Annotated in this window: 11 protein-coding genes; 4 read left to right on the top strand and 7 right to left on the bottom strand. The window is 67.9% G+C overall.

Annotated elements, in window-relative coordinates; all coding sequences use genetic code 11:
- Positions 1-12: 12 nt before the first annotated feature.
- Positions 13-2,925: a DUF2135 domain-containing protein gene (locus AC5P6S_RS18825; protein WP_495204721.1), complete on the bottom strand. Its 2,913-nt coding sequence runs from the start codon at positions 2,923-2,925 to the stop codon at positions 13-15.
- Between the two features lie 144 nt (positions 2,926-3,069).
- The gene (gene recJ, locus AC5P6S_RS18820) at positions 3,070-4,827 is read right to left on the bottom strand and encodes a single-stranded-DNA-specific exonuclease RecJ (protein ID WP_044571328.1); all 1,758 of its coding nucleotides are present in this window, start codon (positions 4,825-4,827) and stop codon (positions 3,070-3,072) included.
- Between the two features lie 145 nt (positions 4,828-4,972).
- On the opposite strand from recJ, the gene AC5P6S_RS18815 reads away from it, so the two are divergent.
- Positions 4,973-6,013: a DUF1176 domain-containing protein gene (locus tag AC5P6S_RS18815; protein ID WP_241880132.1), complete on the top strand. Its 1,041-nt coding sequence runs from the start codon at positions 4,973-4,975 to the stop codon at positions 6,011-6,013.
- A gap of 310 nt (positions 6,014-6,323) precedes the next feature.
- Here AC5P6S_RS18815 and AC5P6S_RS18810 read toward each other — a convergent pair whose 3' ends face one another.
- The 5 genes from AC5P6S_RS18810 to dapB all read right to left on the bottom strand — a co-directional run bounded on the left by AC5P6S_RS18810 (position 6,324) and on the right by dapB (position 13,267).
- The gene (locus AC5P6S_RS18810; RefSeq protein WP_012480070.1) at positions 6,324-7,241 is read right to left on the bottom strand and encodes a hypothetical protein; all 918 of its coding nucleotides are present in this window, start codon (positions 7,239-7,241) and stop codon (positions 6,324-6,326) included.
- 4 nt (positions 7,242-7,245) lie between these two features.
- Positions 7,246-7,710, bottom strand: coding sequence for a transcription elongation factor GreA (gene greA, locus AC5P6S_RS18805; protein ID WP_181453298.1), 465 nt, complete (start codon positions 7,708-7,710; stop codon positions 7,246-7,248).
- 8 nt (positions 7,711-7,718) lie between these two features.
- Positions 7,719-10,961: a carbamoyl-phosphate synthase large subunit gene (carB, locus tag AC5P6S_RS18800; RefSeq protein ID WP_005409482.1), complete on the bottom strand. Its 3,243-nt coding sequence runs from the start codon at positions 10,959-10,961 to the stop codon at positions 7,719-7,721.
- A 149-nt stretch (positions 10,962-11,110) separates the two neighbouring features.
- Complete coding sequence (gene carA, locus AC5P6S_RS18795) at positions 11,111-12,238, bottom strand: glutamine-hydrolyzing carbamoyl-phosphate synthase small subunit (RefSeq protein WP_005413213.1); 1,128 nt, start codon at positions 12,236-12,238, stop codon at positions 11,111-11,113.
- 309 nt (positions 12,239-12,547) lie between these two features.
- Positions 12,548-13,267 (bottom strand): 4-hydroxy-tetrahydrodipicolinate reductase, encoded by a 720-nt coding sequence (gene dapB / locus AC5P6S_RS18790; RefSeq protein ID WP_005409480.1) that lies wholly within the window; start codon positions 13,265-13,267, stop codon positions 12,548-12,550.
- Positions 13,268-13,357: 90 nt separating this feature from the next.
- Between dapB and AC5P6S_RS18785 the strand changes: the two genes are divergently transcribed.
- Genes AC5P6S_RS18785 through AC5P6S_RS18775 form a run of 3 tightly spaced genes read left to right on the top strand, consistent with a single transcriptional unit; the run spans position 13,358 to position 15,156 of the window.
- The gene (locus AC5P6S_RS18785) at positions 13,358-14,119 is read left to right on the top strand and encodes a 3-oxoacyl-ACP reductase (protein WP_414486345.1); all 762 of its coding nucleotides are present in this window, start codon (positions 13,358-13,360) and stop codon (positions 14,117-14,119) included.
- Between the two features lie 4 nt (positions 14,120-14,123).
- Positions 14,124-14,519 carry a MerR family transcriptional regulator gene (locus AC5P6S_RS18780; protein WP_012480067.1) on the top strand — a complete coding sequence of 132 codons (396 nt, stop codon included), beginning with the start codon at positions 14,124-14,126 and terminating at the stop codon, positions 14,517-14,519.
- Positions 14,520-14,574: 55 nt separating this feature from the next.
- Positions 14,575-15,156 carry an NAD(P)H-dependent oxidoreductase gene (locus tag AC5P6S_RS18775; RefSeq protein ID WP_012480066.1) on the top strand — a complete coding sequence of 194 codons (582 nt, stop codon included), beginning with the start codon at positions 14,575-14,577 and terminating at the stop codon, positions 15,154-15,156.
- Positions 15,157-15,264 lie beyond the last annotated feature (108 nt).

Raw genomic sequence — 15,264 nt, 5'->3', positions numbered from 1 at the left:
ACGTCCGAGCGGTCAACGCACCTCAAACTCGCCCACCAGCACGGCTTCGGCGCGATCCTTCAGGCGCATCGTCACCATCTGGTCCTTCTGCCTGGCCGTGCCCCAATGGGTGGTCAAGCGCAGCATCAGGGTCGTCGCGCCGGTCACCAGCTGCTGGCGGCTCCCGAAGTAGTTCGCTTCCACCTTGTACTTGCCTGGCTTGGCGTTGCGCAGAGAGAACTGCTCGGGGCCATAGCCACCGGTGAAGTCCTCCGACATCTGCCCACCCTGGTAGGTCAGGCGGTTGCCGTAGTAGGCGCGCTCGCCGTTCGGGTCGGTCACCCACAGATCCATGTCGCTGTTGTCGGCATCCCACGACAGCACCACGCGCAGGTCCAGCGGCATTGCCTGCAGCAGGCGCGGGTCGATGCTGGTGGTATCCAGCCGGGGCGTGCTGCGGGCCACCAGGTTGGTCAGTTCATCCAATGCGATCAGGGCGATGCCATCGAAACGCCTGTCCCATGGCCGCACAACCACCTGGTACAGCGGCGCCAGCGCCTGCTGCGGCTTGCCGGCCGCTGCCAGTGCCAGGCCCAGGTCGCGGAAGCTCTGCGGCTCTTCCTGGCCCATCGCCAGCACCTGCTCGAACACCGGCACCGCCAGTGCGGGGGCATCAGCCTGCATCAGCCGGTAACCGAGCACGCGCAGCAGGTGCCGGTTGTCCAGGTCCATCTCGGCCAGGTTCGACAGCACGCGCAGTGCCAGGTCGCGCTGACCCTGCGCCAGCAGCAGGTCGGCCACATCAAGGAAGAAGGCGCTGCTGTCGGCGTGGGCATCGCGCTCGGCCAGGTAGCGGTCATACAGTTGCGACGGCGGGCCCTGGCGCAGACGCCGGGCGATGGCCGAGTCTGGCTGCCAGGCCGCCAGCTGGATGCCGAGTTGGCCGTCGTTGGCGGCAGCGGGCGCAGCGACACGGCCACCCGTGACCGTGATTGAATCCAGGGCCTTGTTCGATGCAGGCGCCGAGCGACGTGCACGCGCGCTGCTGGCTTCCATGCGCTGCTCGGCGGCGGCGGCCATCGGTGCCGGGGCGGGCGGTGCCGCAGGGGCCGGCGCGGCGAGCATCGCCACCGGCGCCGATTCCATCGCATGGTCCGCCGAGGCCACTTCCAGTGCCCCGCCCTTCGCCTGCGGTGGCACACCCTTCGGCCAGCTGCGGCTCCACCACTGCTGGCGCTCCTTCCAGCGTGCCGCCACCTCATCCAGGCGCTGGCGATCAGCAGCGGCGCGATCTCTTACCTGCACTGCAAACCTGGCGTCGTACCCGGCGCGCAGCGTGCCCGAAGGGCGGATCGCATAGCGCAGGTAGTCCTCCAACGTCTCCAGCACGATCAGCGAGGTGTCCGGGCCGACCAGGCCAAACTGCTGCGACAGCCGCTGCATCGCCTCGCGGTTGCCACGGCGGTCGGCGGCCAGCTGCTGCAGGCGCGCCTGCGCCCACAAGCCGGCCAGCAGCTCGCCGCCTTCACTCTTCTGCGTGGCGGGCAGCGCCTGCCATTCGCCGCCACCCACGCGCACCCGCATCGGCACACTGTCGGCCGCCAGTCGTGCATGCAGCCACAACCAGCCCTGGGCTTCACTGCGACGATCGATCACCACGTCCTGCACGCCGCGCCCCGCATCGACCTGCACATCCAGCGACGAAGACAGCAGCTCGCGCGCCGCCGCATCGACATCCTCGCCCAGCGCAACGAAGCGGCCGCCACGCGCTTCGCTCCAACCACGCAGTCGCACGGCATCGGTGCGCGCACCGGCGCTGCTGACCGCAAACAAGCGTTGATCCGGCGCCATCGCCGGCAGCTGTTCCGGGCCGTAGGTCAACAGTCCATCGCTGACCAGCAGGTATTCCTTCACGCCCGGCTGCGACTGCCACTGCGCCAGCGCGCTGGCACCGTCAGGGCGCACCGCCTGCAACGCTGCGCGCAGCTCGTTCCAGTTGCCGGCGCGGATACGGAATCGACGCACCGGCTCGGCGCGATCGCGCAGTACGGTCAAGGCCACGGTGCCGTCACCCAGCGCGGCGAAATAGCGATCCAGCAGGGCGAACTCACGCGTGCGATCGCGCAGCCCCGCCGAACCGGAGCCGTCCCACAGCAGGCCGATCTCGCTGGGCAACGTGCGGGGTGTACTGCTGGCCGCCACCGGCAGCTGTGCCAACAGGTAGTGCCCATCCTGCCAGGGCGCCACCTGCAACTGTGCGTGGCGGGCTGCCGGCAGGTTCCACTGGAGTTGCTTCGGCAGCTGCGCACCCTTGCCCTGCCACTGCAGCTGGCCCGCGCTGATGCGGAATGGCGCAGTACCTGCGGTGGCCGCGTCGGGAGCATGCACATTCAGTTCAACCGAGGCTGCACCGGCGGCGAACTGCAGCGGCAGCGTCCACTGCCAGCCTTGGCCGGCGAAGGCCAGCGGTTCGCGGATCACCAGCTGCACACGCCGACTGCCACCGGCCGGCAGCGGGTAGACGCGCAGGCGGAACTGGTTGCCGGCGGTCTGTTCCAGCAGGCCCGGATCGACACCACGACGGGCGATCTCCTCGAACACCTGGCGGCCGCGGTCCTTGGGCACCGGCACCGCGTCACGCATCTCGCCGTTGATATCCAGCGCGAAGCCGCTGATCTGCTGACCATCGCTCAGCGGGAACTGCAGCTCACCCTCCAGCACGCGCCGGTTCGGGTTGTGGAATTCCAGGGAGATCCGGGTCTGGGCGACGCCGGCCTGGACTTCGCCTTCGATGCGGGCGTGTCGCAGTTGGACCGCCTGCTCGGCAGCCGGGGCAATCAGCAACGGCGTGCTGGCCTGCGGCCGGGAGATCGGCGGCGACTGCGCGCCAGCGGGCCAGGCCACAAGGGCCAGCAACAACACAGTGCAGCAACGGGCGAAGACCATGACCGGACTCCAGTGGGATCGTGGATCGTTGAACGCACCAGCAACCGTAACGGGGTTGGCGGGCCCCCAAAAAGGGGACGGAGGGGATTAAGTCGCAATTGGCAAACAAGGCAAAAGCGGCTTAATCCCCTCCGTCCCCTTTTTCTAGGCGGGCAGGCAGTGTTCGATGATCAGCTGGATGGCGCTGCCACCGCGATAGTCGTCGCAGGCCAGGCGGTAGGCGAGGTGCACGTGGCGGCCAGGCGCGTTGCCGTGCCAGCCACCGAAGTGGATCGCGTTGATGGTGCCGGGCACGCCGGGCAGGCGCAGCTCCAGCTTGAGGTGGCGTTCCTTCAGAACGCGCCAGTTGGCCACTTCGAAGTGGCCGTCGAACAGTGGCTCGGGGAAACCCTGGCCCCACGGCCCGGCCAGGCGCAGCGCATCGGCGTGGCGATGGTCCAGCTCATCTGCCGCCAGTTCGCCGTCACTGAGCACCTGCTGCTGCAATGCGGCAGGATCGAGCATCTCCAGCACCACGGCGACGAAGGCGGCCTTGAAGTCATCGACGTGATCCAGCCGCATGCTCAGCCCAGCCGCCATGGCATGCCCACCGAAGCGCTCGATCAGGCCCGGATGGCGCGCGTCTACAAGCGCCAGGGCGTCACGGATGTGCAGGCCGGGAATCGAGCGCGCCGAGCCACGCAGGGTGTCGGCGCCCGGTTCGGCCGGGGCAAAGGCGATCACCGGGCGATGCAGGCGATCCTTCATCTTCGAAGCGACCAGGCCGACCACACCGGGATGCCAGTCGGCATCGAACAGGCAGGCCGCGACCGGTCGCTGACCGGCCATGTCCAGCACCACGCGGGTCAAGGCCTGCTCGGCGTCGTCAGTCATCGACTGCTGGACGGCGCGCCGTTCCGAGTTGATCTGCTCTAGCGTCTGCGCGATCTCCCGCGCCTGGCGCGGGTCTTCGGTCAGCAACAGCGCGATGCCCAGCGCCATGTCTTCCAGCCGGCCCGCCGCGTTCAGGCGTGGGCCGAGTGCGAAGCCGATGTCGGTGGCGGTCAGCCGCGCCGCGTCACGGCCGCTGGCTTCGATCAGCGCTCGCAGGCCGACGCAGCCCTGCCCCGCGCGCAGACGGCGCAGGCCCGCGCTGACCAGTGCCCGGTTGTTCGGATCCAGCGCCACCAGGTCGGCGACGGTGCCGACCGCCACCAGGTCCAGCAGCGTGGTCAGGTCCGGCCCCTTGCCATCGGCGAAGACGCCGGCCTCGCGCATGTGACGGCGCAGCGCCATCAGCACGTAGAAGATCACACCGACGCCGGCCAGCGACTTGCTGGGGAACGCATCACCGTCGAGATTGGGATCGACGATGACATCGGCCGGCGGCAGCTGCGGCCCGGGAAGGTGATGGTCGGTGACCAGCACCTGCCAGCCCCGCGCCTTGGCCGCGATCACGCCCGCATGGCAGGCGATGCCGTGGTCGACCGTGACCAGCAGGTCCGGCTGCAGCGCGGCCAGCTCCTCCACCAGAGAAGGTGACAGGCCGTAGCCGTGCACCATGCGGTTCGGCACCGCGTGGAAGACGTGTTGCGCGCCGAGCATGCGCAGGCCACGCACGCCGACCGCACAGGCGGTGGCGCCATCGCAATCGAAATCGCCGACCACCAGGATGCGCTTGTCGTTGGCGATGGCCTCGATCAGCAGACCCACCGCATCATCGATACCGGTCAGCAGTTCAGGCGCGTGGAGGCTGCCCAGCTTCGGCAGTGCCAGCTCTGGCGTACCGGCGCCGCGGCTGGCATAGAGTCGCGCCAGCAGTGGCAGCGTGCCGTCTGGCCAGCTGCCCGGTACGACCGCATCGCGGCGGCGGATCATCGGCGTATCAGAGGACGGCTGCGCAGCATCGGCGGCAAGGGACATCGGCATCGCCGGGTTGCGGAAGACATCCCCATGATAGCGCGGGGTCGGATCTCTCTGCCCGCAGGAGGCTCCCCCCCGATCGCTGGCATTTGGAATCTGCCAGCCTATCTTCCATGCTTGTCGGCCCGGAAATGGACTTCAACGCATGCATCGCACGCTCCTTCCCGCGCTGCTGGGCCTCGCCATGGCCCCGGCCACCCACGCCGCCACGCCCGAACCGAAGGCCGGCGTGCAGTTCCAGCACAACGACTGGTCGCTGGCCTGTGACAACACCCGCACCTGCCGCGCCGCCGGCTACAGTCCGGAACAACCCGGCAATCTGCTCAGCCTGATGCTGGAACGCGCGGGCGGCCCGGGTACGAAGGTGCTCGCGCGGCTGCGCAATGGCGAGGATGGCGAAAGCGCGACGCCGACCGGGGCGCTGCGCCTGCGCCTGAACGGCAAGGACCTGGGCCCGGTGCGCGACACCGGCGACGGAGATCAAGTACTGCTGCAGCAGGGACAGACCGATGCGCTGGTCGCCGCGCTGCCGCGCCACGCACGCATCGACATCATCGACGGCAAGGGCAAGGCGTGGCCGATCTCCGACAGCGGTGCAGCGGCCGTACTGCTGAAGATGGACGAGGCCCAGGGCCGGCTGGGCACACCCGGTGCGCTGGTGCGGCGTGGCGACAAGCCAGAAGCGAGCGTGCCTGCGGCGTTGCCGGTGCCAGTGATCATGCGCGGCACGCTGGTGGCACCGCGCGCCTCGGACGCGGCACTGGCGAACGCACCGGGCCTGCGCAAGGCACTGATCGCCAGCCTGCCGAAGCCGGATGAGTGCGGCCGCCTGAGCGAGGGTGGGACAGACGAGATCGAGATCCAGCGACTGGACGCCCAGCATGTACTGGCAAGCACCAGCTGCTTCATGGGTGCCTACAACTTCAGCAGCGGCTACTGGGTAGTGCAGGACAAGGCGCCGTACCAGGCGAAGTTCGTGACCTCCAACGCGGAGGACTTTGATCGCGATGACGCGACGCTGCGCGGGCGCTTCCGTGGACGCGGCATCGGTGACTGCTTCTCCGGCCACGACTGGGCCTGGGATGGCGCGCGATTCGTGAAGAGCGGCGAGTTCACCACCGGGCAGTGCCGCGGCGTGGCGGGTGGGCATTGGCAGCTGCCGACCGTGGTCAGCACGGTGAGGTGATTGTTTGCAGGGCTGCGCCCTGCACCTGCCGAAGCAACATCCGAAGCAACAGCAACAGCGGGGAGTCCGTGGGTTGGCGGGGCGGTGTCGGATTGCGGGGACGCCGCAAGTACGTCCCTGTAGGCTTGGCAGCCGCATCCATGCGGCTGACACCCCGCAATCCGACACCGCCCCACCTTCGACAGGTTCACGCCGCTGCTGGTAGGTGTCGACCTTGGTCGACACATCTTTCAGATATCGATAGACAAAATGGGGTCAGAGCCGTTTTCCCTAGGAAAACGGATCCGACCCCGCTCGGCCGAGGCCCCGATCAGTCGTGAAGCTGGCGCGGCTTCTTCCAGAACTGCCAGCGCTGTCCGCGATCCAGCTGGAACTGCAGGCCGTCCTCGAAATCCAGCACCAGCCGCTGCAGCTCGCCGCGCTTCAGCGCGGCCAGCAGCGGACGGATCGCATCGTTGCCGAGCTGCTGCAGCGAGCGCAGCTGGCGCAGATCAACCAGTGCATCCACCGCCTGCTCGCCATCCACGGCTACGCCAGCCGCAAGAGCCAGGCCCTGCAGCAGCGCATCGCGGCTGCGCACCTGCGCATGCGGCGTGCTGACCGATACCGGCATCACGCCACCACCCCAGAACCACAGCGAATTGATCGGCTGTTGTCCCTGCGCGGCGCGCTGCTGGTTCCAGGAATGGTTGTGCAGCAGTACCTGCGCTTCGGTCATCAGCGCCCGCCAACGGCGGCCGACCTCGCCTTCCGGCAGGTGCGAGAACAGGTCATCGCCCAGCACCTCGTCCGGACTGTCGAAGTCCGGCAGGGCCAGGTCGATCGGCAGGCGCAGGTACCAGCGCGAAGGGTCCGGTGCGTCGAGCACGAATCCGGCATCGGCGAACAACGGCTGCAGCACCGGCAGCAGGGCCAGGCAGTCGGCCAGGGTCGGTCGCAGCGTTTCGCCGTAGGCCATCATCCGCGCGCCATGCATGTCCGGCACCATGCAGGCCGGATCGGCACGCAGCCAGCTGGCGCCAGCGGCATCGCCGACGTCGCGCTGGCGGGTCAACGCGGCCACCGGCCATTGCGGCGCGGCGACCGTGAAATGGCGCGTCAGCTGCGCGCGTTCACCCGGTGCGACCTGCACCGTCGTGGCGCGGCCAAGCGCGCGCGCCACATCGTCCGGCAGCGCAGCCGCGGCAAAGCGGCTGCGTGCCGGCAACAGCAGGGTCGCCGTTGCCACCGGGTCAGTCCACGTAGCTGACGCTGACGATCTCGTACTCGCGCTGGCCGGCCGGGGCGTCGATCACGATCGAATCACCTTCCAGCTTGCCGATCATCGCGCGCGCCACCGGCGAGGAAATCGCGATCAGGCCCTGCTTGATGTCCGCCTCCAGGTCACCGACGATCTGGTACTTCTTCTCTTCGTCGGTTTCCACGTCGGCCAGCGTCACGCTGGCGCCGAACACCACCTTGGAGCCGGCATTGAGCTTGCTCACGTCGATGATCTCGGCGTGCGACAGCTCGCCTTCGAGCTGCTTGATGCGGCCTTCGATGAAGCCCTGTTCCTCGCGCGCGGCGTGGTACTCGGCATTCTCCTTCAGGTCGCCATGCTCACGTGCTTCGGCGATGGCGGCGATCACCTTGGGGCGCTTGACCGACTTCAGGTGATCCAGTTCGTCGCGCAGCTTCTGCGCGCCCTTCATCGTGATGGGGGCTCTCATGCATTCAACTCCTTGTGCAGCTCCTGCAGCGACCAGACGGGGCCGGTGCCGCGGAATTCCAGTGAATCCACCAGCGCCTTGGCGCCGGCAATGGTGGTCGAGTAGGTGACGCGATGCTGCAGCGCCTCGCGACGGATCGAGAACGAGTCGTTGATCGCCGAGCGACCTTCGGTCGTGTTGACGATGTAGACGATCTCGCCGTTCTTGATCGAGTCGACGATGTGCGGACGGCCTTCGACCACCTTGTTGATGATCTCGCAGTCCATGCCGTGCTGCTGCAGCCACGCGGCGGTGCCACGGGTCGCGACCAGGCTGTAGCCACGCGCCAGCAGCGCCTTGGCCACCGGCAGCACGCGTTTCTTGTCCGGATCGCGGACCGAAACGAAGGCCTTGCCGACCGGCGGTGCCTTGATGCCACCGGCTTCCTGCGCACGCGCGAAGGCGGCGTTGAAGCTGCGGCCCACGCCCATCACCTCACCGGTGGAGCGCATCTCCGGCCCGAGGATCGGGTCGACGCCCTGGAACTTGGCGAACGGGAAGATCGCTTCCTTCACCGAGTAATAGTCCGGCACGATTTCCTTGGTCGCGCCCTGCTCGGCCAGGCTCTTGCCGGCCATGCAGCGCGCCGCGATCTTGGCCAGCGGCATGCCGGTGGCCTTGGACACGAACGGCACGGTGCGCGAGGCACGCGGGTTCACTTCCAGCAGGTAGATGGTGTCGGCACCTTCGTCGCTGGTCTGGATCGCGAACTGGGTGTTCATCAGGCCGACCACGTTCAGGGCCTTGGCCAGCTCCACCACCTGGCGGCGCAGCTCGGCCTGGGTTTCAGCCGACAGCGAGTACGGCGGCAGCGAGCACGAGGAATCGCCCGAGTGCACGCCGGCTTCTTCGATGTGCTCCATCACGCCACCGATCAGGACGTTGCCCTCCTTGTCGGCGATGATGTCGACGTCGCACTCGACGGCGTTGTCGAGGAAGCGGTCCAGCAGCACCGGCGAATCGTTGGACACCTTCACCGCGTCGCGCACGTAGCGGGCCAGGTCGGCTTCGCCGTAGACGATTTCCATCGCACGGCCGCCCAGCACGTAGCTCGGGCGCACCACCAGCGGGTAGCCGATCTCGCGGGCCAGCAGCAGCGCTTCCTGGTCGTTGCGGGCGATGCGGTTCGGCGGCTGCTTCAGGCCCAGCTTGTCGACCAGCTGCTGGAAGCGCTCGCGGTCCTCGGCCAGGTCGATCGAATCCGGGCTGGTACCGATCACCGGCACGCCGTTGGCTTCCAGCGCGCGCGCCAGCTTCAGCGGGGTCTGGCCGCCGTACTGCACGATCACGCCCTTCGGCTGTTCCAGCTCGACGATTTCCAGCACGTCTTCCAGGGTCAGCGGTTCGAAATACAGGCGGTCGGAGGTGTCGTAGTCGGTCGACACGGTTTCCGGGTTGCAGTTGACCATGATGGTTTCATAGCCATCCTCGCGCAGCGCCAGTGCCGCATGCACGCAGCAGTAGTCGAACTCGATGCCCTGACCGATGCGGTTCGGGCCACCGCCCAGGATCATGATCTTGTCGCGGTTGCTCGGCGCGGCCTCGCACTCGTCCTCGTAGGTCGAGTAGAGGTAGGCGGTACCGGTGGAGAATTCACCGGCACAGGAGTCCACGCGCTTGTAGACCGGGCGCACCTTGTGCGCACGACGCAGCGCGCGGATGGCGGCTTCGTTGGTGCCGGTCAGCTGCGCCAGGCGTGCGTCGGAGAAGCCGGCGCGCTTCAGCTTGCGCAGGCGTGCGGCGTCCAGTGCGTCGATGCCACCGGCGGCGACGTCAGCTTCGGCAGCAATGATTTCCTCGATCTGGTCCAGGAACCAGTGGTCGATGAACGACAGCGCGTAGATCTCGTCCACGCTCATGCCGGCGCGGAATGCATCGGCGACGAAGAACAGGCGCTCCGGACCCGGTGCCTTCAGTTCGCGGCGCAGGGTCTGCAGGTCGTCTTCGTTGCCCAGGTCCAGGCCGGTCGGGTCGAAACCGACCTTGCCGGTTTCCAGGCCACGCAGGGCCTTCTGCACCGACTCCTGGAAGGTACGGCCCATCGCCATCACCTCGCCCACCGACTTCATCTGGGTGGTCAGGCGGGCGTCGGCGGCCGGGAACTTCTCGAAGGCGAAGCGCGGGATCTTGGTGACGACGTAATCGATGGACGGCTCGAACGAGGCCGGGGTCAGGCCGCCGGTGATCTCGTTCTTCAGTTCGTCCAGGGTGTAGCCCACGGCCAGCTTGGCGGCGACCTTGGCGATCGGGAAGCCGGTGGCCTTGGACGCCAGCGCCGAGGAACGCGACACGCGCGGATTCATCTCGATGACGACCACGCGGCCGGTCTTCGGGTTGATGCCGAACTGCACGTTCGAGCCACCGGTATCGACGCCGATCTTGCGCAGCACGGCGATGGAGGCATCGCGCAGGCGCTGGTATTCCTTGTCGGTCAGGGTCTGCGCCGGGGCCACGGTGATCGAGTCACCGGTGTGCACGCCCATCGGGTCGAGGTTTTCGATCGAGCAGACGATGATGCAGTTGTCCGCGGTATCGCGGACCACTTCCATCTCGAACTCCTTCCAGCCCAGCACCGACTCTTCCACCAGCACTTCGGTGGTCGGCGACAGTTCCAGGCCACGGCTGACGATCTCGACCAGCTCTTCGCGGTTGTAGGCGATGCCGCCACCGCTGCCGCCCAGGGTGAAGCTGGGGCGGATGATGGTCGGGTAGCCGACGCGGGTCTGGATCTCCAGCGCTTCGTCCAGGGTGTGGGCGACGGCGGCGGTCGGGCATTCCAGGCCGATCTCACCCATGGCCACGCGGAACAGCTCGCGGTCTTCGGCCATGCGGATCGCTTCGCGCTTGGCGCCGATCAGTTCGACGTTGTACTTCTCCAGCACGCCATTGTCGGCCAGGTCCAGCGCGCAGTTCAGCGCGGTCTGGCCACCCATGGTCGGCAGCAGCGCATCGGGCTTTTCCTTGGCGATGATCTTCTCGACCGTCTGCCAGTTGATCGGCTCGATGTAGACGGCATCGGCCATCTCCGGGTCGGTCATGATCGTGGCCGGGTTGCTGTTGACCAGCACCACGCGGTAACCCTCGTCACGCAGGGCCTTGCAGGCCTGGGCGCCGGAGTAGTCGAACTCGCAGGCCTGGCCGATGACGATCGGGCCAGCACCGATGATGAGGATGGTCTTGAGGTCAGTGCGCTTGGGCATTTTCTTCTCTAAGTCAGTACAGCGTGACAAGGGGGAGTGATCGCACGCTGTCGATCAGGAATCTTGAACCGCAGCGCCGCGCCAGGGGCAGCAGCGATGCGGGGTTTACGGTCCATCGCGACGCCACCGGGGGGCCGGCGGCGTACTGATCACGCCTTGGCCTGCTCCATCAGCACCACGAAGCGGTCGAACAGCGGGCCGACATCGGTCGGGCCCGGCGACGCTTCCGGATGGCCCTGGAACGAGAACGCCGGCACGTCGGTGCGGGCGACACCCTGGTTGGTGCCATCGAACAGCGAGCGGTGGGTCACGCGCAGGGTCGGCGGCAGGGTCGCTTCATCGATCGCGAAGCCGTGGTTCTGCGAGGTGATCATCACCCGGCCGCTGTCCAGGTCCTGCACCGGGTGGTTGGCACCGTGGTGGCCGTGGCCCATCTTCATGGTCTGCGCGCCCGAGGCCAGGCCCAGCAGCTGGTGGCCCAGGCAGATGCCGAAGGTCGGGATCTTCACGTCGATGAAGGTCTTGATCGCTTCGATGGCGTAGTCGCACGGTTCCGGGTCACCCGGGCCGTTGGACAGGAACACGCCATCCGGCTTCAGCGCCAGCACTTCGGCGGCCGGGGTCTGTGCCGGCACCACGGTCACTTCGCAGCCGCGCTCGGCCAGCATGCGCAGGATGTTGGTCTTCACGCCGAAATCGTAGGCCACGACCTTGTACTTGGCCGGCACGCTGACGAAGGCATTGGCATCCAGGTCCAGCTGGCCCTCGGTCCAGGTGTAGGTCTTCTCGGTAGTGACGACCTTGGCCAGATCCATGCCCTTCAGCCCCGGGAACTTGCGGGCGGCTTCCAGTGCCTTTTCCACGTCGATGTCGCCGGCCATCAGCGCACCGTTCTGCGCGCCCTTCTCGCGCAGGATGCGGGTCAGCTTGCGGGTGTCGATGCCGGCGATGGCAACCACGCCACGCTGGATCAGCCAGTCCTGCAGCGACACCTGGCTGCGCCAGTTGCTGGGGCGACGCGGAACATCGCGCACGATCAGGCCGGCCGACCACACCTTGGACGCTTCATTGTCCTGGTCGGTCATGCCGGTGTTGCCGATATGCGGATAGGTCAGCGTGACCATCTGCCGGGCGTAGGACGGGTCGGTCAGCACTTCCTGATAGCCGGTCATGGCGGTGTTGAACACCACCTCACCGACGGACAGGCCGGGCGCGCCTACGGATTCGCCCTCGAATACGGTGCCGTCTTCGAGGACGAGGATTGCGGCTTGGGTCACGGGAATCTCACTTTGGCTACCGAGGGGGCTGCCGAAGTCACGCCTGCGCTTCACGGAAATCCGGTTGCAAAAAAGCGCGGACGTGCGGTCTGGGACCGGTCCGGCTTTCGTGATTCGGCGAGTGCGAATTGTAGCGCTGCCGGGGCGCTCGCGCCAGCGGTTATCGCGCTTCATGAACGGGCGATTGCGCATTCATTTCAATCCGGCGGCGTATGCGCGGTCCGCCGCCTGGTAGTGCCGGCCGCTGGCCGGCTATCCCCACGCCTTCGGGCGCCCGGAAGCTGCCGGCCAGCGACCGGCACTACCGCCTTACTGCAGCAGGTCCCGTACCCGGTAGCTGCCCGGGGCGCGGCCCTGCAGCTGGCGGGCGGCGAACAGGGCGCCGCGGGCGAAAATGTCGCGGTTGGTGGCCCGATGCACCAGCTCGATGCGCTCGCCCAGACCGGTGAACTGCACCAGGTGCTCGCCCACGATGTCACCGGCACGCAGGCTGGCGTAGTGCGGCTCTGCCCCGCCCCGCTGCGCGGCCGCGCCCAGGGTCAGTGCAGTGCCCGACGGCGCGTCCTTCTTCTGGGTGTGGTGCGATTCGACGATGTCACAGTCCCAGCCGGCCAGCGCCTGCGCCGCGCGCTCGACCAGCTCGTCCAGCACCGCCACGCCCAGGCTGAAGTTCGAGGCCCAGACCAGCGGGATCCTCGCCGCCGCCGCCTCCAGCGCCTGGCGCTGCGTGCTGGAGATGCCGGTAGTGCCCGAGACCAGCCCCGCACCACGTTCCACGCACAGTGCCAGCATCGGGTCGAAACCCTCCGGCAGGCTGAAGTCGATCGCCACGTCGAATGCCGGCGCACCGGGCAGCTCGCTGGCCGCGAAGAACGGTACGCCATCGACCACGCGCTGGGCCGGCGCACGACCCGTCACCGCAGCGGCGATCTGCAGGGTTTCGGGATGTTCGGCGGCCAGCCGCAGCAGGGCCTGGCCCATGCGCCCGGAGGCACCGTGGATGAGCAATCGCAGGGGAGTCTGGTTCATGCCTGCAGGCTAGCGGCAGCACGCCCGCTCCGGCAAGCGCCATCGCTGCTACGCTGCATGCCCTTTCATGCAATGGATGGCAGTTCCCTCATGCAGATCAGTGAACAGCTGGTGCTGGTCACCGGTGCCGGGCGCGGACTTGGCCAGCACATCGCCCGCGCCTTCGCCGCGCAGGGCGCGCGCGTCATCATCAACTACCACCGAAGCGAAGGCGCTGCACGTGCTCTGGCTGCCGAGCTGGGCGGACAGGCGATCGCGCTGCCGGCCGATGTCACTGAGCGCGCCGAGGTCGATGCAATGCTGCAGCACGCCCTCGCCCACTTCGGCCAGGGCGTCACCACCGTAGTCAACAACGCACTGGCAGCGTTCTCGTTCAATGGTGATGCCCGCGACGGCGCCGCCGACATCGGCTGGCCGGCGTTCCAGGCGCAGTTCGAGGGCAGCGTGCGCGGCGCGCTGAACACCGTGCAGGCCGCCCTGCCCGGCATGCAGGCCCGTCGCTTCGGTCGGGTGATCAACATCGGCACCAACCTGTTCCAGAATCCGGTGGTGCCCTATCACGACTACACCGCCGCCAAGGCCGCACTGCTGTCGCTGACCCGTACCCTGGCCGGCGACCTCGGCCCGCATGGCATCACCGTGAACATGTTGTCGGGCGGCCTGCTGCGCACCACCGATGCCAGCGCCGCCACCCCGGAAGCAGTGTTCGACTACATCGCCGCCAACACGCCACTGCGCAGCGTCACCACGCCGGCCGAGTTCGCCGATGCCGCGCTGTTCTTCGCCAGCCCCTGGTCGCGCGCGGTGACCGGTCAGAACCTGGTGGTCGATGGCGGGCTGGTGCGGGACTGAGTCGATGCGCATCTCCGAAGTCAGCCGCCTGACCGGCGCCAGTGCCAAGGCCATCCGCCTGTACGAGGCGCGCGGACTACTGCCGCCGGTGCCACGCCTGAACCGCTATCGCGACTACAGCGAACAGGACGTGGCCTGGGTGCAGCTGATCCGTCAGGCACTGGGGCTGGGCATCACCCTGGCCGCGATCTCACGCCTGCAGGGCCGCGATGGACGGCTCGACTGGCCAGCGGTACTGGCCTTGCTGGAGCAGCAGCGCGGCCGCATCGCCGACGAGCGGATGCGGCTGGCACAGGTCGAGCGCGACCTGCAGCTGGTCAGCGACGAACTGCAGCAGTGGCTGCACTCCGGCAGCGGCGACTGCATCCTGGAACCCAGCGGCTGCACCACCCCGGTTTGACTCTGCCCCTGGGGCAGACCCCAACCTCGCGCACTTTCCATTGCCCGAGGTTGCCGTGTCCCGTTCCATCCTGATCCTGCTCGGCCATCCCGACCGCGACAGCCTGTGCGGCGCCCTCGCCCAGCGCTACGCCACCGCCGCCGAGAACGCCGGTCACCAGGTACGCCTGATCGCGCTGGGTGACCTCCAGTTCGACCCGGTACTGCGCCACGGCTACCGTCAGATCCAGCCGCTGGAAGCCGACCTGCAGGACGCCGCGGAAGCGATCGAGGCCTGCGATCACCTGGTGCTGGTCTACCCCACCTGGTGGGGCGCGATGCCGGCACTGCTGAAGGGCTTCTTCGATCGCGTGCTGCTGCCGGGGTACGCCTTCCGCTACCGGCGCGATTCGGTGTGGTGGGACCGGCTGCTGGCCGGGCGCAGCGCGCGGGTGATCACCACGCTGGATACGCCGCCCTGGTACTACCGCTGGATCTACCGCGACCCGGGCGTCGCCCAGATCCGCGCCACCATCCTGCAGTTCTGCGGCATCCGCCCGGTGCGTGTCAGCCGCCTTGGCGCTGTACGCAGCAGTACAGCGGCACAACGCAGCAAGTGGCTGGCGCTGGCGGCGGACCTGGGCTCACGCGCCTGGTAGATCCACGCCATGCGTGGATGAAATGGTGGCCAGTGTTCCGCGTGTCGCGTTTGCCAATTGACCGCCAGGCACCGCGCCTCAAGGCTGTGCCCCCCCTGTTCCGGCCCG

Source organism: Stenotrophomonas sp. YJH_SMC_119, assembly GCF_059368315.1.
This window is presented reverse-complemented; position numbering and strand designations above follow the sequence as displayed.